The organism is Streptomyces hyaluromycini (assembly GCF_002217755.1).
In the GTDB taxonomy this organism is placed as follows: domain Bacteria; phylum Actinomycetota; class Actinomycetes; order Streptomycetales; family Streptomycetaceae; genus Streptomyces; species Streptomyces hyaluromycini.
Window position 1 is genome coordinate 98,444 of record NZ_BCFL01000031.1, and the last position, 16,988, is coordinate 115,431.

12 protein-coding genes are annotated in these 16,988 nt (G+C 73.9%); 6 read left to right on the top strand and 6 right to left on the bottom strand.

The window, feature by feature from the left end:
* Window positions 1–29 precede the first annotated feature (29 nt).
* On the top strand, window positions 30–1,055 hold the full coding sequence (locus tag SSP29_RS41990; protein WP_089106215.1) for an alcohol dehydrogenase: 1,026 nt from the start codon (window positions 30–32) through the stop codon (window positions 1,053–1,055).
* Between the two features lie 83 nt (window positions 1,056–1,138).
* Here SSP29_RS41990 and SSP29_RS41995 read toward each other — a convergent pair whose 3' ends face one another.
* Both SSP29_RS41995 and SSP29_RS42000 read right to left on the bottom strand, forming a co-directional pair.
* Window positions 1,139–2,083, bottom strand: coding sequence for a polyprenyl synthetase family protein (locus tag SSP29_RS41995; protein ID WP_089106216.1), 945 nt, complete (start codon window positions 2,081–2,083; stop codon window positions 1,139–1,141).
* Between the two features lie 112 nt (window positions 2,084–2,195).
* The gene (locus SSP29_RS42000; RefSeq protein ID WP_089106217.1) at window positions 2,196–3,953 is read right to left on the bottom strand and encodes a SpoIIE family protein phosphatase; all 1,758 of its coding nucleotides are present in this window, start codon (window positions 3,951–3,953) and stop codon (window positions 2,196–2,198) included.
* Window positions 3,954–4,346: 393 nt separating this feature from the next.
* Here SSP29_RS42000 and SSP29_RS42005 point away from each other — a divergent pair, with 393 nt between their 5' ends.
* Complete coding sequence (locus SSP29_RS42005) at window positions 4,347–8,438, top strand: bifunctional nitrate reductase/sulfite reductase flavoprotein subunit alpha (RefSeq protein WP_438363841.1); 4,092 nt, start codon at window positions 4,347–4,349, stop codon at window positions 8,436–8,438.
* A 15-nt stretch (window positions 8,439–8,453) separates the two neighbouring features.
* Here SSP29_RS42005 and SSP29_RS42010 read toward each other — a convergent pair whose 3' ends face one another.
* Window positions 8,454–9,482 carry a helix-turn-helix domain-containing protein gene (locus SSP29_RS42010; RefSeq protein WP_089106219.1) on the bottom strand — a complete coding sequence of 343 codons (1,029 nt, stop codon included), beginning with the start codon at window positions 9,480–9,482 and terminating at the stop codon, window positions 8,454–8,456.
* A 194-nt stretch (window positions 9,483–9,676) separates the two neighbouring features.
* Between SSP29_RS42010 and SSP29_RS42015 the strand changes: the two genes are divergently transcribed.
* Both SSP29_RS42015 and SSP29_RS42020 read left to right on the top strand, forming a co-directional pair.
* Window positions 9,677–11,731, top strand: coding sequence for a molybdopterin cofactor-binding domain-containing protein (locus SSP29_RS42015; RefSeq protein WP_089106352.1), 2,055 nt, complete (start codon window positions 9,677–9,679; stop codon window positions 11,729–11,731).
* Window positions 11,732–11,763: 32 nt separating this feature from the next.
* On the top strand, window positions 11,764–12,222 hold the full coding sequence (locus SSP29_RS42020; protein WP_089106220.1) for a (2Fe-2S)-binding protein: 459 nt from the start codon (window positions 11,764–11,766) through the stop codon (window positions 12,220–12,222).
* Between the two features lie 114 nt (window positions 12,223–12,336).
* Here SSP29_RS42020 and SSP29_RS42025 read toward each other — a convergent pair whose 3' ends face one another.
* Window positions 12,337–13,311, bottom strand: a complete 975-nt coding sequence (locus SSP29_RS42025; protein WP_089106221.1) for an alpha/beta hydrolase — start codon at window positions 13,309–13,311, stop codon at window positions 12,337–12,339.
* Window positions 13,312–13,539: 228 nt separating this feature from the next.
* Between SSP29_RS42025 and SSP29_RS42030 the strand changes: the two genes are divergently transcribed.
* Window positions 13,540–14,421 (top strand): LLM class F420-dependent oxidoreductase, encoded by an 882-nt coding sequence (locus tag SSP29_RS42030; protein WP_089106222.1) that lies wholly within the window; start codon window positions 13,540–13,542, stop codon window positions 14,419–14,421.
* Window positions 14,422–14,500: 79 nt separating this feature from the next.
* Here SSP29_RS42030 and SSP29_RS42035 read toward each other — a convergent pair whose 3' ends face one another.
* Window positions 14,501–15,058 (bottom strand): NAD(P)H-dependent oxidoreductase, encoded by a 558-nt coding sequence (locus tag SSP29_RS42035; RefSeq protein WP_089106223.1) that lies wholly within the window; start codon window positions 15,056–15,058, stop codon window positions 14,501–14,503.
* A gap of 100 nt (window positions 15,059–15,158) precedes the next feature.
* Here SSP29_RS42035 and SSP29_RS42040 point away from each other — a divergent pair, with 100 nt between their 5' ends.
* Window positions 15,159–15,839 carry a TetR/AcrR family transcriptional regulator gene (locus tag SSP29_RS42040; protein ID WP_150135971.1) on the top strand — a complete coding sequence of 227 codons (681 nt, stop codon included), beginning with the start codon at window positions 15,159–15,161 and terminating at the stop codon, window positions 15,837–15,839.
* Here the strand turns inward: SSP29_RS42040 and SSP29_RS42045 are convergent.
* Window positions 15,814–16,980, bottom strand: a complete 1,167-nt coding sequence (locus SSP29_RS42045) for an FAD-dependent oxidoreductase (protein WP_089106224.1) — start codon at window positions 16,978–16,980, stop codon at window positions 15,814–15,816. The genes SSP29_RS42040 and SSP29_RS42045 overlap by 26 nt on opposite strands.
* Between the last annotated feature and the right edge of the window lie 8 nt (window positions 16,981–16,988).

The window sequence follows — 16,988 nt, forward strand, 5'->3', positions numbered from 1 at the left end:
ACCCGTCGTACCCGTTCCGGGAGAGACGCATGAGTATCTACCGAGTCGCGCAGGTGCCCGCCCTGGGCGGGCCGTTCGAGATCGTCGAGCGGGAGGTGCCGAGGCCCGGCCCCCGCCATGTGCGGATCGCCGTGGAGGCCTGCGGCATCTGCCACAGCGACGTCTTCTTCGTCACCGCCGCACTGCCGGGCGTCACGTTCCCGGTGGTACCCGGCCACGAGATCGCCGGGCGGATCGAGGAGCTCGGCGAGGGCATCGAGGACTGGGGCTGGCAGCTCGGCGACCGGGTGGCGGTCGGCTGGTTCGGCGGCAGCTGCGGCCACTGCAAGCCCTGCCGCCAGGGCGACTTCATCGTCTGCGAGAACATGAAGACGCCCGGCTGGACCTACGACGGCGGCTTCGGCGAGCAGGTGATCGCGCCGGTCGACGCCCTGGCCCGCATCCCCGACGGGCTGACCTCGGCCGACGCGGCCCCCATGGGCTGCGCGGGCGTGACCACCTTCAACGGCCTGCGGCGCAGCCCGGCGCTCCCCGGTGACCTGGTCGCCGTCGTCGGCCTCGGCGGTCTCGGCCACCTCGGCGTGAAGTACGCGGTGGCCATGGGCTTCGAGACGGTGGCCGTCGCCCGCGGCTCCGAGAAGGCCGACTTCGCCAAGCAGCTCGGCGCCCACCACTACGTCGACTCCACGACTGCGACCCCGGTCGCGGAGGCCCTCCAGTCGCTCGGCGGCGCCAAGGTCGTGCTCGCCACCGCGGGCAACTCCCAGGCGATCACGGCGGCCGTGGACGGGCTGGGCCCCCGGGGCGAGCTGGTGGTGATCGGCCTGGACACCGAGCCGCTCGGGGCCAGCCCGCTCCAGCTGCTCGGGGCCGCGCGCGAGATCCGCGGCCATCCGTCCGGCACCGCGCAGGACGTGCAGGACACCATGGAGTTCAGCGCCCTGCACGGGATCCGCCCGACGATCGAGACCGTACCGCTGGAGCAGGCGGGCGAGGCCTACCAGAAGATGCTCAGCGGGGCCGCGCGCTTCCGGATGGTCCTCACCTACGACTGAGCGCCACGCACCCACCGCGCCGCCCTCCTCGTAGGGCTCGTGGACCGCGAGCAGCACCACCGCCAAGGCGGCCAGCCGTGTCCTCACCGGGCATCGCCCGTGTGCCACGGCCCGGGTGCCAGCGCTTCGGCCGTCCGGCACAGCGCGGCCCGGTGCGGGCCCTGCGGCAGCGGGTCCAGCTCCCGGCGGGCCCGTTCCGCATACGTCCGCGCCAGCCGCGTGGACTCCTCCAGCGCGCCCGTCTCCACCAGCAGCCGCCCCACCTTCTCCGGATCCTTCGAGACCGGCCCGGCCAGCAGCAGGGGCAGGCTGGGCCGGTCGTTGCGCAGATCGCTGTCGGCGGGTTTGCCCTCCCGCCCGGCCTCCGGGCCGTACGGCAGCAGGTCGTCGCGGATCTGGAACGCCACCCCGAGCGCCTCGCCGTACCCGGCCAGCGCCCGCGCCTGCCCCGGCGAGCCGCCGCCCAGCACCGCGCCCGCCTCGCAGCAGGCACTCAGCAGCGCGCCCGTCTTCAGCCGGACCATCTCCAGATACCCGCCGATCGCATCCGGCGCCCGGACCGGGTCCAGCTCCCGGGCCACCCCCTGCGCCATCCGCCGGCCGGCCCGCGCCAGCGTGCCCACGGCCCGGAGCACGGCCGCGTCCGGCACCCCGCGCCGACCGCACTCCACCACCTGCTCGAACAGCGCGAACATCAGCGCGTCACCGCCCAGGACGGCCGCGCCCTGCCCGAACCTGGCGTGCCCCGACGGCTTGCCGCGGCGCAGCTGGTCGTCGTCGAGGATGTCGTCGTGCAACAGGCTCGCCACATGCACCAGTTCCACCCCGACCGCGGCGGGCATGACCCGCTCGTACGACCCGCCCACGGCCGCCGCCGACTCCAGCAGCAGCACCGGCCGCAGCAGCTTGCCCGGCGGGTGCAGCGCCCAGCGGTGCACCTCGGTGAGCGGATGCCCGGCGTCCCGGGACAGCCACTCCCGCAGCGCCTGCTCCACGGCTGTCGCCGCGCCGTTCTCCTCGTGCCGCATTCCCGGTCCTCACTGCTGATCGTTTCCCTGGCGGTGAACGAGCCACGCCTCGGCGGTGTCACACGGCGACCGGAGGCGCGGCGGGCGTGCGCCCCGGCGTACGTGCGTGCGCTCAGCTCCGCACTGCGCGGGCCGCGAGCAGCGCGATGTCGTCCTCCGACCCGGTGGCGAGGTGCGCGAGGACCGTGTCGAGGATCTTGTCGAGCGGGTCGGTGGGGCACAGCGACAGTCCCGTGAGCCGTGCCAGGCCGCGGTCGATGTCCTCGCCGCGGCGCTCCACCAGCCCGTCCGTGTAGAGCAGCAGCACACCGCCGCGTTCCGGGGTGACGCGCTGTTCGTACCGGCCGAGCCCGCTGCCCAGCGGCGGGCCGACCGGCACCGGGACCAGCTGTATCTCGCCCTGCGGGGAGAGCCAGACCGGTGGCAGGTGGCCGGCGCTGGCGTAGGTGAGCGTGGCGACGTCCGAGTCGCCGAGCGCGAGGAAGCAGGTGGCCACCCGCTCGAAGCCGGAGTCGGCGACCATGCGGTCCGCGTGCTGGAGGATGCGGCGCGGCGACAGCCCCGCGAGGGCCAGGGCGCGCAGCGTCGAACGGTAGTGGCTCATCGCCACCGCCGCGTCCACGCCGTGGCCCATCACGTCGCCGATGACGAGCATCGTGCGGCCGTCGGGCAGCGCCAGCACGTCGTACCAGTCGCCGCCGATCATCGAGCCGTCGTCGGCGGGGCGGTAACGGGCGGTGGTCTCCACACCGGCGTGCTGCTGCAGCTGGCCGGGCTCGGCCAGCAGCGCCCGCTGCAGTTCCAGGGCCATGGTGTGCTCGCGTTCGAAGCGGACCGCGCGGTCCAGGGCGCGGGCGGCACGGGCGGCGAGTTCGCGGGCGACCGTGGCGTCCTCGTTCGAGAACGGCCCGGAGTCCCCGGCCCGGGCCAGCAGCAGGATGCCGAGCACCCGGCCGTCCGAGACCAGGGGGGCGAGGAGCACCGAGTGGACGCGGGCGGTCAGACACGCCCGGGCCGGCGGCCAGCGCGGGATCAGCGACCGCCACTGCGCCGCGGTGATCGCGTTGCGCTGCCAGATCCGGCCCGCCGCCAGGTTCTGCCGGTTCCCGGTGCCCCGCGGCCAGCCGACCAGCTCACCGCGCGCGTCGAGCGCGGCGAGGCCGGTGACCAGCCCAGGACGGGTGGCGTACGCCGCGAGCCGGGTAGGCGCCCGCCGCGCCGACGCCGTGTCCGGCGGACTGAGCTCCACCCCGGCCGCGTCCGCCAGCTCCGGTACGACGAACTCCGCCAGCTCCCGGCAGGTCCCGGCGACATCGGTGCCGGTGCCGATCCGGGACGCGGCCGCGTCCAGCAGCGCCAGCCGCCGGTGGGCGCGCTCCAGCTCGTAGACGTACTGCTGTGGCTCACTGATCTCCAGGCCCACCGCGGCGACTCCCACGACCTTGCCCGTGCTGTCCACGAGCCGGTGGTACACGCACCGCCACTCCCGGACCTGGTACGGCGAGTCCACCCAGGTCCGCCCGGTGACGATGGCCTCGCGCGGCCGTCCGTCGTGGATGACGTCGAGGAGCACCTGGTCGGGCCGCTGGATGTGCGGCAGCACCTCGCGCTGGGTGCGGCCGAGGTACGCGGCGGCGGGCAGGCCCGTCATCCGGGCCATGTGCGGATTGACGTAGATGTAGCGCAGACCGGTGTCGAGGACGGCGAAACCGACGGCCGCGTCCTCGACGATGCCGCGCAGCAGATCGATGTAGCCGATGTCGACGGGGCGCGCGCCCGCCGGTGCCGGTGCCGGAGGGGATGCCGGTGTGCCCCGGGCGACCGGTGGAGCCGGTGCGGCCGGCCGTCGTGAGGAGGTGTCCCTGTCCACCCGGTCCTCCTCGCCTGCCCCCTCCCTCGGCCGCCCTCATCGTGCACCAGGTCCCGGCACGGCGCATCCCGGGACCGGTCCGGGCTGCCGTGCGGGGTGTCCCGGGACCGGTCCGGGCGGCCGCGCGTGGCATCCGCCGGGCATCCTGGGACCGTACCGGCCGGCATCTCGGACGGCTTCGCTCACAGCGCACGGAGCGGGTCTGTGCGGCGGCCTTAACCCCCGTTGATCAGGAGCGGTGACGCCGACGTAATCAGCCGTACCTACGGTCGGAGTCGGATGGAAGAGGCTGACCAGCAGGAACAGGGGGCGCCCGTGGCCGCGCCGGACTCGCGCAGCACCGACACCGGCAGGGTGCGGACCGTCTGCTCGTACTGCGGGGTCGGCTGCGGCATGGTCCTCGACATCGGCAGCGGCCCGGACGGCCGCCGTACCGTCCTGAAGGCCTCCGGCGACAAGGAGCACCCGGCGAACTTCGGCAGGCTGTGCACGAAGGGCGCCACCACCGCCGACATGCTCGCCGCGCCCGGCCGTCTGACCACCGCCCTGCTGCGGCCCGAGCGGGGCGAGGAGGCGGTGCCGTCGGCCGTGGACGCGGCGGTCGCCGAGACCGCGCGTCGGCTGCGCGCGATCGTCGACGAGCACGGCCCGGACGCGGTCGCCCTCTACGTCTCCGGCCAGATGAGCCTGGAGGCCCAGTACCTCGCCAACAAGCTCACCAAGGGCTGGCTCCGCACCAACAACATCGAGTCCAACTCCCGGCTGTGCATGGCCAGCGCCGGCACCGGCTACAAGCTCTCCCTCGGCGCCGACGGCCCGCCCGGTTCGTACCAGGACCTGGACAAGGCGGACGTGTTCCTGGTCATCGGCGCCAACATGGCCGACTGCCACCCCATCCTCTTCCTGCGTCTGATGGACCGGGTGAAGGCGGGCGCGAAACTGATCGTCGTCGACCCGCGCCGCACCGCCACCGCCGCGAAGGCCGACCTGTTCCTCCAGGTCAAACCCGGCACCGACCTCGCCCTCCTCAACGGCCTGCTGCACCTGCTGTACGAGAACGGCCACACCGACCCCGACTTCGTCGCCGCGTACACCGAGGGCTGGGAGGCGATGCCGGAGTTCCTCGCCGACTACCCGCCCGCCGCCGTCGCCGAGATCACCGGGATCCCCGAGGCCGACCTGCGCGCGGCCGCCCGGCTGATCGGCGAGGCAGGGGAGTGGACCAGCTGCTGGACCATGGGCCTCAACCAGTCCACGCACGGCACCTGGAACACCAACGCGCTGGTCAACCTGCACCTCGCCACCGGGAAGATCTGCCGCCCCGGCAGCGGCCCGCTCTCCCTCACCGGGCAGCCCAACGCCATGGGCGGCCGGGAGATGGGCTACATGGGACCGGGGCTGCCCGGCCAGCGGTCGGTCCTCGTCGACGCCGACCGCGCCTTCGTCGAGGGGCAGTGGGGGCTGGAGCCCGGCACGATCCGCGCCGACGGCGTCGGCAAGGGCACCGTCGAGATGTTCCAGAAGATGGCCGACGGCGAGATCAAGGCCTGCTGGATCATCTGCACCAACCCGGTCGCCTCCGTCGGCAACCGCAAGACGGTCATCGAGGGTCTTGAGGCCGCCGAGTTCGTCGTCACCCAGGACGTCTTCACCGACACCGAGACCAACGCCTACGCCGACGTCGTCCTGCCCGCGGCCCTGTGGACCGAGACCGAGGGCGTCCTCATCAACAGCGAGCGCAACCTCACCCTCGCCCGTCCCGCCGCCGACCCGCCCGGCGAGGCCACCGCCGACTGGCGGCTGATCGCCGGCGTCGCCCGCGCGATGGGCTTCGAGGACGGCTTCACCTACGACAGCGCGGAGGAGATCTTCGAGGAGATCAAGTGCTTCCACAACCCGCAGACCGGTTACGACCTGCGAGGCGTGACCTACGACCGGCTGCGCGCCACCCCCGTCCAGTGGCCGGCCGCCACCGCCGACGGCCCCGACCGCAACCCCGTCCGCTACGTCGGCGCCGACGGCTCCCTCACCTTCGCCACCGCCTCCGGACGCGCCGTCTTCCATGCCCGGCCGCACGTGGACCCCGCCGAGATGCCGGACGACGACTACCCGTTCGTCCTGAACACCGGCCGCCTCCAGCACCAGTGGCACACCCTGACCAAGACCGCGAAGGTCGCGAAGCTGAACAAGCTCAACCCCGGCCCGTTCGTCGAGGTCCACCCCGAGGACGCGGCCGCGCTCGGGCTCGCCGACGGCGACTCCGTGGAGGTCGCCTCGCGGCGCGGCCGGGCGGTCCTGCCGGCGGTCGTCACGGACCGGGTGCTGCCGGGGTCCTGCTTCGCGCCGTTCCACTGGAACGACCTGTTCGGCGAGTACCTCAGTGTCAACGCGGTGACCAGCGACGCGGTCGACCCGCTGTCCTTCCAGCCCGAGCTGAAGGTGTGCGCGGTGTCGCTGACCAAGGTGGCCACGCCGGTGAGCGTGCAGGTGCCGGGGAGCGAGCGGACCCCGGCCGCCGCCGTCGTACCCGCTGTCACCGGGGCCGTACCCGCTGCCACCGCCGTCGTACCCGCTGCCGCCGTCGTCGCGCCCACGGCCGTGCTGCCCTCCGCCGCGGCCGTGTTCGGCCTCGACCCGGCGCCGCCGCCGGTCCTCACCGGTCGCGAACGCCAGTACCTGGTCGGCTTCCTCGCCGGTATCCCGGTCGGCGCCCCGGGCGTCCCCGTGCTGCCGCCGGACGCGCCGTTCAGCCCCGAGCACGCCCTGTGGGTCAACGGCACCCTCGCCGGCATGTACTCCCGCTCCGCCGCGGCCCCGGTCACCGCGCCGGCGTCGGTGCCGGTGTCGCCGACCCGTCAGGTGGTGGTCCTCTGGGCCTCGCAGACCGGCAACGCCGAGGACTTCGCCGCCGCCACCGCCGAGCGCCTCACCGCGGGCGGCCACGCGGCCTCCCTCGTCGCCATGGACGAGGCCGACCCGGCCGCCCTGCCCACGGGCGCCGACCTGCTCCTGATCACCAGCACCTTCGGCGACGGCGACGCCCCCGACAACGGCGCCGGCTTCTGGGACGGCCTCGCCGCCCTCGACGCCGGGCGCCTCGAAGGCCGCCGGTACGCCGTGCTGGCCTTCGGCGACTCCACCTACGACGACTTCTGCGGGCACGGGCGGCGCCTGGACAGCCGGATGGACGAACTCGGCGCGGTCCGGCTCGCGCCGCGCTCCGACTGCGAACCGGACTACGAGACGGAGGCGGAGGCCTGGCTCGACCAGGTGCTCACCGCTCTCAAGGACGGGGCCGAGGCGGCGGCCACCCCCGCGTCCGCCCGCCCCGCGTCCGCCAGCCCCGCTCCGGTCACCTCACGGCGCCCCGCCCCCGTCACCGCCCGGCTCGTCGGCAACCGGCTGCTCAGCCTGCCCGGCGCGGGCAAGGAGGTCCGCCGCTTCACCTTCGACAGCCGGGACAGCGAGACCCCGCTGGTCTACGAGGCGGGCGACGCGCTCGGCGTCCGTCCTCTCAACTCCCGTGCTCTGGTGGCGGAATGGCTGACCGTCACCGGCCTCGACGCCACAACCGGCGTGGAGATCAACGGAGTCGGTGAAGTCCCCCTCGCCGAAGCCCTCTCCCGCCATCTGGACATCACCCGCGTCACCCCGGACCTGCTCCGCTTCGCCGCCGAACGCACCCGTGACCCGCGTGAGTTGCGGAAACTGCTGCGCCCCGACAACAAGGACGAGCTGGCCAAGTGGTCCTGGGGCCGGCAGGCGGTCGACGTCGTCACCGAGTTCGGGATCCGCGCCGACGCCGGCGCATGGGCGGGAGTCCTCGGCAGGCTGCAGCCGCGCCTGTACTCCATCTCGTCCAGCCCGCTCAGCGACCCCCACCAGGTCTCGCTCACCGTCTCCGTCGTCCGCTACGAGAACCTGCACGGCACGTCCCGGCAGGGCGTCTGCTCCCCGTTCCTCGCCGACGCCGACCCAGGCACACCGGTCCCGGTGCACGTCCAGCGCTCCCCGCACTTCCGCCCGCCCGCCGACCCGTCGACCCCCATGGTCATGGTCGGCCCCGGCACCGGGGTGGCGCCGTTCGTCGGCTTCCTGGAGGAGCGCCGAGCCCGCGGCCACCGCGCCCCCAACTGGCTGTTCTTCGGCGAACAGCACCGGGCCACCGACTTCTACTACGAGGAGGAGCTCACCGCCCTGCTCGCCGAGGGCACCCTGAGCCGCCTCGACACCGCCTTCTCCCGCGACCAGCGTGCCAAGGTCTACGTCCAGGACCGGATGCGCGAACACGGCCCGCTGCTGTGGTCCTGGCTCCAGGACGGCGCCCACTTCTACGTCTGCGGCGACGCCTCCCGGATGGCCAAGGACGTCGACCGGGCCCTGAAGGACATCGCCGTCGTGCACGGCGGACTGACCGAGGACGAGGCGACGGTGTACGTCAAGCAGCTGGCCGCGGACCGGCGTTACGTCCGGGACGTCTACTGACCCTCTGCCGGCCCGCTACTGACTTTCCATCAGGTGGCGCATGGTGAGGGCGAGTTGCAGCCGGAACCGGCCCTGCGGGGTGCGCACCGACCAGCCCAGCAGATGCTCGGCGTGCGTCAGCCGGTCCTGGAGCGTGGAATGGTGGACGTTGATGTCGGCGGCCGCCGCCCGCAGACTCGCCGTCGAAGCGACCGCGTGCAGCGTGCGCAGCATCCAGGGCGCGTCCGCCGCGGCGGCCTGGACGGCACGGACGTCCGGCGCCGGTTCCGCACCGGGTACGACGAGTTCGGCGAGGAGCGCGACCCCGCCCAGCTCGTCGGCGCGCACGACGGGCGGGCCGCCCGGCTCCGGTGCGCCGCCGGCGGAGGTGAACCGCAGCGCGGTGCGGGCCGCCGACCAGGACCGGGGGAGGTCGGCGACGGCCACGGCCGGGCCCACGCCCGCGCGTTCCGCCGACGGCCTCGGTGGCGGTACGGGGGGTGGCCCGTCCGTCACGACCCGGGGCGGGCCGCCGGCCACCGCCACCGCCCGGAACCGCGCCGCCGGGTCGGCGGTGTCCAGGCCCAGCCGACGGGCCGCGTGCAGCCGGGCCGGCAGCGGGGCGTCGGCGTCCAGGACCGTCTCGACCAGTGCGGGGTCGTCCGACGGCGGCCCCGGGGCCCGCCCCCGGGTGCGGTCGAGCACGGATCGTACGGCCGCCGAGGCCCGCTCCAGGATCACCGCGTCGACGACACTGGGACCGTCGGCCCCGGCCCGCTCCAGCCACAGTGCCGGCGGCCCGCCCGGCAGCAGCGGCGCGCACGGCCAGTCGGGCCCGGGCGTGCCCATGGCGTCCAGCCGCCGTCCGTCCGGCTCCACCCGCAGCCGGACCCGCCGCTCCTCGTCGACCAGCCGCGCCGGACACCCGGCGAGCACGGCGGCCCCGCGCACCAGCGCCTCCAGACCGGCCCGGGTCTCGGCCAGCCGGTCGAAGTAGGCGATGACCGCGACGGCGGCCCCGGCATCCGGGTCCACCGCGGCCAGCCGCCCCGCCAGCTCTTTCATACAGCCATGATGCGCCATCCGGCCGTACGGCGAGGAGAGCCCGGCACGGCAGGCAACCCCCGCACCCGCCCGCCCCTCCTAGGTGTCGAGACACGGCGGCACACAGCGCCGGCACACGAACCGACCGACAGGAGCCCCGCTTGGACCGCAACGAGCCCCCGCGGGCCGCCGCCGGACCGTCCCGCCGGAGATTCATGGTGTACACGGTGGCCGCGGCCACCCTCACGGTCGCCGCCCCGCTCGGCTGCGACACCCCACGGGCCGACGGCGCCACCGCGGCCCCGGGCGTCCTGGTCACCGGCACCGACGAGGAGATGCTCGTCCTGGAGGTCACCGCCGACAACGAGGTCGTCGTACGGCTGCCCCGGGTCGAGGTCGGCCAGGGCATCACGACCGCCGTCGCCATGATGATCGCCGAGGAGCTGGACGCCCGCCTCGCCGACGTGCGGATCCCGCTCGCCGACGCCCGCAGCAAGGGCAACCAGTACACCGGCGGCTCCAGCTCGGTCAGTTCGCTCTACGGCCCGGCCCGGCAGCTCGCCGCCACCGCGCGCGCCCGGCTGGTGACCGCGGCCGCCCGCCGCTGGCGGCTCCCCGCGCGCACCCTGCGCACCTGGAACACCCAGGTCGTGGCCCCCGACGGCCGGACGGCCACCTTCGGCTCCCTCACCGCGAGCGCCGCCCGGATCCGCACCCCGGACGTGTCCAGCAGGCCCAAGCCGGCCTCCCGGCACCGGGTGATCGGGAAGCCGACGACCAGGATCGACGCCCGGGACATCGTCACCGGCGCCGCGAAGTACGCCGGTGACCTGGCGGTGGCCGGTGCGAAGCCGACCGTGGTGGCCCGGCCGCCGACCCTGCGCGGCAGACTGGTCTCCCTCGACGACACGGCGGCCCGCGCCCTGCCCGGCGTCCACGCGGTGGTGAGGATCCCGGGCGGGGTCGCCGTCGTGGCGGACACCTTCCACCACGCCTTCCAGGCCCGGGACGCGCTCAGGATCACCTGGGCGGACGGCCCGCTGGTGCCCCTGTCCGACAAGGAGATCCGCTCCCGGCTGCGGGCCGCGGTGCCCCGGTTCGGCACCCCGCCGCGCGGATCCACGCAGATCGAGGGCGAGTTCGCGTTCGCGTTCGTCAGCCATGCCCCGATGGAGGTGCTCACGGCCGTCGCCGACGTCCGCGCCGACCGGGCCGAGCTGTGGTTCGCCACCCAGACCCCGATGGACGCCCGCGAGACCGTCGCCGACCTGCTGGGGCTCTCGAAGACCGCGGTGCGGGTCCATGTGATGCGCGGGGGCGGCTCGTTCGGGCGGCGGCTCAATTTCGACCAGGCGATCGAGGCGGTGCTCGTCTCCAAGGCGGCCCACCGGCCGGTGAAGCTGATGTGGAGCCGCAACGACGACATCCGGCACGGCAGGATGCGCCCCGCCGACCACCACCGGATCCGGGCCAGCGTCGCCGGGGGCCGGGTGGTGGCCTTCCAGCACATGTCGGCCTCGGTGGGGGAGTCCTCCGACGAGCAGGGCCTGACCGCGAAGTCCGGTGCGGTACGGCCGTTGCCCAGCGACAGCGGGCTGTACAACTTCGGCCGGGTGGGCGGCGATTCGGGCGGCATCGAACTGCCGATACCGCTCGGCGCCTGGCGCTCGGTGGACTCCGGGACCATGCGCACGGCGGAGGAGATCGTCGTCGACGACATCGCCCGCGCACTGGGCCGGGACCCGGTCGCCTTCCGCCGTACCACCCTGCGCAGCAAGACGGTGAAGGCCGTCCTCGCCAAGGCGGCCGCCGCCGGGCACTGGGGGCGCCGGATGCCGGCGGGCACCGCCCAGGGCGTCGCCGTCCACGAGGAGTACGGGTCCGCCGTCGCCTGCCTGGCCGAGATCGACGCCACCGACCCGAAGAACCCCCGGGTCACCAAGGTGGTGATGGCCGCCGACGTCGGTACGGCCGTCAACCCGCGCGGGCTTGAGGCGCAGCTCATGGGCACCGCCGTGGACGGGATCTCCACCGTGCTGCGCGCCGGGCTGCACATCGACCGGGGCGCGGTCCGCGAGGGCAGCTTCGCCGACTTCCACTACGCCCGCCAGCGGCATGCCCCGCTGGTGATCGAGGCCCACGTCATCAAGTCCGGCGGGGAACCGGGCGGTGCCGGCGAACTCGGCGTCCCCGCGGCGGCGGGCGCGGTCGCCAACGCGTACGCCCGCGCCACCGGCCGCAAGCCCCGCAGCTTCCCCCTCGACTTCTGACCCACCGCCTCCCCAACTCCCAGAAGGCACCGATGCGTTCGTATTCGTTCGTCCTCAACGGCAAACCGGTGACGGTCGAGGCCCCCGCCGACATGCCCCTCCTGTGGGTCCTGCGCGACCTGCTCGGCGTCACCGGCCCCAAGTACGGCTGCGGGGTGGGCGTCTGCCGCGCCTGCACCAGCCATCTCGACGGCGCGGAGATCCAGCCGTGCACGGTCCCGGTCGCCGACTGCGCGGACCGGGCGGTCACCACCATCGAGGGCCTGGCCGACGGCGACACCCTGCACCCCGTCCAACAGGCCTGGCTGGACTGCGACGTGGCCCAGTGCGGGTTCTGCCAGCCCGGCCAGATCATGGCGGCCGCCGCCCTGCTCGAACACACCCCGCACCCGACGGACGCCGACATCGACGCCATCGAGAACGTCTGCCGCTGCGGCACCTACTCCAGGATCAGGGAGGCCATCAAGAAGGCGGCGGCGAACGGGGGTTGAGTCCCGGTGAACGGCGACTCAAGTCACCCGGGCACAGACGATCGGCGGGCCCGAGGTCGCCGTACCGCAGGGAACCGGGTCCGGGCCCGCGCTGACCGCAGGCCCGATCGGTGCTCAGCGCGCCAGCAGCCGTCGCAGCCAGTCCACATGGGCCGTCCTGGCCGACTGGGACAGGGCGGCCTGCGGGGCGAAGCCGTCGAAGCCGTGGAAGCCGCCGGGCCAGACATGGAGTTCGGCGATGCCGCCGGACTGCCATACGCGGGAGGCGTAGGTGACGGTCTCGTCGCGGAAGGTCTCCGCCGAGCCGACGTCGAGGAAGGCCGGGGGCAGGTTCGTGAGGTCGGAGGCGCGGGCCGGGGCCGCGTAGGGGGAGACGTCGGGGCCGCCGCGGCGGTCGCCCAGCAGGGCGGTCCAGCCGGTGTCGTTGGACGTGTGGTCCCAGACGCCGAGGCCCTTCATCTGGTGGCTGGACGGGGTGTCGTTGCGGTCGTCGAGCATCGGGCAGAGCAGCATCTGGCCGATCACGGACGGACCCTGACGGTCCCTCAGGAGCAGTGCCAGGGCCGCGGTGAGACCGCCGCCCGCGCTGGCGCCGACGATCACGATCCGGTCCGGGTCGCCGCCGATCTCCTTCGCGTGCTCCGCCGTCCACAGCAGCCCGGCGTACACGTCCTCCACCGGCGCCGGATGCGGATGCTCGGGCGCCAGCCGGTACTCCACCGACACCACCACCGCGCCCAGCTCCTTCGCCCAGGCCAGCGGGACGTCCAGGCCCACCCGGTTGTTGCCGAGCACCATGCCGCCGCCGTGCACGTGGTAGATCACCGGCAGCGGACCGGAGGCGGCCGGGGCGGTCGGGCGGCAGATGAGGAGGGAGATCTCGGGGGCGTCCACCGGGCCGGGCACCGCGTGCTCCGTCACCTCGAACGCCCCGTCCATGGTGAGGTCCAGCTCGGCGAGCAGCCGAATCCCCTCGCCCTGCCGGATCGCGGCGATGTCCGCCATCGTGAACGCCGGAGAGATCACGTCCTTGATCAGCTCCAGGGCGGCGGAGAGCTCGGGGTCGAACGGGGGCGGTACGGCGGTCATGGCGGCTCCTCGCGGTGGTGCGCTGCGGCTCGTACCCCCATGATCCGCGCGGTCCTGCGCTCCCCGGGGGCCGCCGGACGGCGGAAGCTCTCCGCCATCCGGCGGGTGCCTGCCCGCGGACGTGTCCGGGACACGCCGGACCACCGGCGCCGAGGCTTGACTTCGAGAGCGCTCGAAGACCTAGCGTCGGGAAGGCAGAAGACGATCCGGGCGGAACGGAGAACGGTCATGCGCGTGGGCGTGCACATCAACCGGTTCAACCACCCCGGGGGCGGCCCCGCCCTCGGCGCCGAACTCGCCGCCGCCGGTGCCGCGGCCGAGGCGGCGGGCGTCAGCTGGGTCTCGGTGATGGACCACTACTTCCAGATGGAGTTCAACGGCGGCGCCGAGGACCCCATGCTGGAGGCCTACACCACCCTCGGCTACCTCGCCGGCCGCACCTCCACCGTGCGGCTCGGCGCCCTGGTGACCGGAGTGACGTACCGCCACCCCGGACTCCTCGCCAAGATCGCCACCACCCTCGACGTGGTGTCCGGCGGCCGGGCCACGCTGGGCATCGGCGCCGCCTGGTACGACCGTGAGCACCACGGACTCGGCGTGCCCTACCCGCCGATCGCGGAGCGCTTCGAGCGGCTGGAGGAGGCGCTGCGGATCTGCCTGCAGATGTGGGACCCGGAGAACAACGGTCCCTTCGAGGGCGAGTACTACCAGCTCGCCGAGACCCTCTGCGTGCCGGCGCCGGTCAGCACCCCGCACCCCGAGATCATGATCGGCGGCCAGGGGGAGAAGAAGACCCTGCGCCTGGTCGCCCAGTACGCCGACGCCTGCAACCTCATCCCCTCCTCCCCGGAGGAGCTGCGGCACAAGCTCGACGTGCTGCGCGGCCACTGCGACACCGTCGGACGGGACTACGACACCATCCGCAAGACCATCGCGTACGGCGCCGAGCCGGCCACCGCGGGCGACCTGGACGCCTGCACCCGGGACATCGAGGGCTACGCCAAGCTCGGCGTCGACACCGTCATCCTGTCCCCGCGCCTGGGCGAGACCTCGGGATGGATGGAGACCTTCGCCGCTCCGGCCGTCGAGCGGCTCGCCGGGATCGAGTGACGAGGCGGGACGGGAGCGAGACCGGACGGGAGAGACGCGAAAAGGGGCCGGCGAGCGCCGGCCCCTTTCAGGGGGTGCCTCAGGCGGCCACGCCCACGTTGCCGTGCAGGCGGGCGACGACCTCGGTCAGCTGCGCGGCGACCTCGGTGTCGTCGGCCGGGTGGGTCTCGGCGAAGCGGACCACGGAGCCGGGGATGGACAGCTTGATGTCCTCGATCACCTTGCCGCCGGCGATGCCCACGGCCTTGCGGGCCTCGTCCTGCGCCCAGACGCCGCCGTACTGGCCGTAGGCGGTGCCGATGACGGCGACCGGCTTGCCGCCGAAGGTGCTGGCGCCGTACGGGCGGGACAGCCAGTCGATGGCGTTCTTCAGGACGGCCGGGATGGTGCCGTTGTACTCGGGGGAGAAGAGCAGGAAGGCGTCGGCGGCCTGGGCGGCCTCGCGCAGCTTCGCGGCGGCGGCCGGGAGGCTGTCCGCGACGTCGATGTCCTCGTTGTAGAACGGGATGTCGGCCAGGCCCTCGAAGACCTCGACCTCGGCACCCTCGGGGGCGAGCTTGACGGCGGCCTCGGCGAGCTGGCGGTTGTGCGAACCGGCACGAAGGCTGCCGACGAGCGCAAGGATGCGGACAGACATGGAGAACTCCAGGGGGGTGAAACACTGCCGTTACGAATCCGGACCGAAGTCCGCTTAATTTCTAACACTCTAAACGGACCCTGGTCCAGTTCTGTTCCCGATGCTTTACGCTGTCTTCATGTCCAGCGTCCTGCCGCCCTTCCCGCAGCCCCAGGAGCCCTTCGACACCCCACAGTTGCTTGAGGTCGGGCCGGCTCCCGAGGAGCCGTGCCTGCGTGCCGACGCGGCCCGCAACCGTGCCCGGCTGCTGGAGGCCGCCGCCCGGCTGATCGCCGAGCACGGGGTGGCCGGCGTGACCATGGAGGCGGTCGCCGCGGCGGCCGAGGTGGGCAAGGGCACGGTCTTCCGCCGCTTCGGCGACCGCACCGGACTGCTGATGGCGCTGCTCGACCACTCCTCGCGGCAGCTCCAGGCGGACTTTCTGGGCGGCCCGCCGCCCCTCGGCCCCGGCGCCCCGCCGGTGGAGCGGCTGAGGGCGTTCGGCGTCGCGGTGCTCTACCGCTCGGCCGACCAGCTGGACCTCCAGCTGGCCGCCCAGCCCGAGCCCACCCGGCGCTATGCCAATCCGCCGATCCAGGCGCTGCGCACGCACATCACGATGCTGCTGCGGCAGGTCGAGCCGAACGCCGACTGCGAACTGCTCGCCCAGACGCTGCTGGCCTACCTCGACCCCGCCCAGATCCACCATCTGACCAGGCAGTGCGGGATGCCGATGGAGCGCCTGGAGGCCGGCTGGACCGACCTGGTCGACCGCGTCACGCGGACGGCGCCGACCCGCTGACCTCCGGCAGACCGCCGGTGAACATGTCGACCAGGCCCTGCGGCGCATCGGCGCGGAACAGCACGGCCCCGCCCTGGGCGGAGTCCGCCGCGGACCGCTCGGCACGCGCGAACATCTTCTCCTCGTAGGCGGCCACGGCGGCCTCGGTGTCACCCGGGTGCGCGACGAGCGCGAGGCCCAGGTCGGCGCCGTCGATCAGCGCCAGGTTGGCGCCCTCACCGGCGAACGGCGACATCAGGTGCGCCGCGTCGCCGAGCAGCGTGACCCCGGGCGTCCGGTCCCAGCGGTGGCCGACCGGCAGGGCGTGGATCCGCCGGGGCACCAGCGTGCCCTCGGCGTCCCCGACCAGTGCCCGCAGGCTCTTGTCCCAGCCGTCGAAGTGATCGAGCACGGCCCGCTTGGCCGCCTCGGTGTCGGCGAAGTCGATCCCGTCCAGCCACTCCTCGGGCGCCTCCACCGCCGTGTACACGTGCAGGCTGCCGTCGCTCTCCCGGTGGGCGAGGAAGCCCCGGCCCGCACCGAGTGCGAACAGCATGCCGCCGCCGACCACCTCGGCGCTCACCGGATGCCGTACGTCCGCGTCCGGCAGGTCCGCCTCCACGAACGAGATGCCGGTGTACGCGGGCCGCGCGTCCGAGACCAGCGGGCGCACCCGGGACCAGGCGCCGTCCGCGCCGACCAGCAGATCGGTGGTGAAGGAGCCGCCGTCGTCGAGGGTCACCTCGTGCCGGCCGCCGCCGAGCGGGCGGGCGCCGGTGACCTTCGCGCCCCAGCGGATCACGCCCTCGGGAAGCGAGCCGAGCAGCAGCCGGCGCAGCTCGCCGCGGTCGATCTCCGGCCGCCCGCCGTCGCCGTCGTCGGGCGTGTCCAGCAGGACCCGGGCGTCCTTGTCCAGTACCCGCGTCGCCTGGCCGCCCGCGTGGACGTGCGTCAGGAACGCGTCGTACAGCCCGGCCGCGCGCAGCGCCACCTGGCCGGAGTCGTCGTGGATGTCGAGCATGCCGCCCTGGGTGCGGGCCGCGGGGGAGGCGTCGAGGTCGAAGACGGCCGCCTCGACGCCGTGCACCCGCAGGACCCGGGCGAGCGTGAGCCCGCCGAGACCGGCTCCGACGATCGCTATGGGGTGGTGGGGAGTGGACATGGTGATCT

Excerpts from the sequence above, each read along its gene's own strand:
- SSP29_RS42015 (WP_089106352.1), top strand. The coding sequence starts at position 9,677 with ATGGTGTACACGGTGGCCGCGGCCACCCTCACGGTCGCCGCCCCGCTC.
- SSP29_RS42045 (WP_089106224.1), bottom strand. The coding sequence starts at position 16,980 with ATGTCCACTCCCCACCACCCCATAGCGATCGTCGGAGCCGGTCTCGGC.
- SSP29_RS42025 (WP_089106221.1), bottom strand. The coding sequence starts at position 13,311 with ATGACCGCCGTACCGCCCCCGTTCGACCCCGAGCTCTCCGCCGCCCTG.
- SSP29_RS42010 (WP_089106219.1), bottom strand. The coding sequence starts at position 9,482 with ATGAAAGAGCTGGCGGGGCGGCTGGCCGCGGTGGACCCGGATGCCGGG.
- SSP29_RS42030 (WP_089106222.1), top strand. The coding sequence starts at position 13,540 with ATGCGCGTGGGCGTGCACATCAACCGGTTCAACCACCCCGGGGGCGGC.
- SSP29_RS42005 (WP_438363841.1), top strand. The coding sequence starts at position 4,347 with ATGGTCCTCGACATCGGCAGCGGCCCGGACGGCCGCCGTACCGTCCTG.
- SSP29_RS41990 (WP_089106215.1), top strand. The coding sequence starts at position 30 with ATGAGTATCTACCGAGTCGCGCAGGTGCCCGCCCTGGGCGGGCCGTTC.
- SSP29_RS42035 (WP_089106223.1), bottom strand. The coding sequence starts at position 15,058 with ATGTCTGTCCGCATCCTTGCGCTCGTCGGCAGCCTTCGTGCCGGTTCG.
- SSP29_RS42040 (WP_150135971.1), top strand. The coding sequence starts at position 15,159 with ATGCTTTACGCTGTCTTCATGTCCAGCGTCCTGCCGCCCTTCCCGCAG.
- SSP29_RS41995 (WP_089106216.1), bottom strand. The coding sequence starts at position 2,083 with ATGCGGCACGAGGAGAACGGCGCGGCGACAGCCGTGGAGCAGGCGCTG.
- SSP29_RS42020 (WP_089106220.1), top strand. The coding sequence starts at position 11,764 with ATGCGTTCGTATTCGTTCGTCCTCAACGGCAAACCGGTGACGGTCGAG.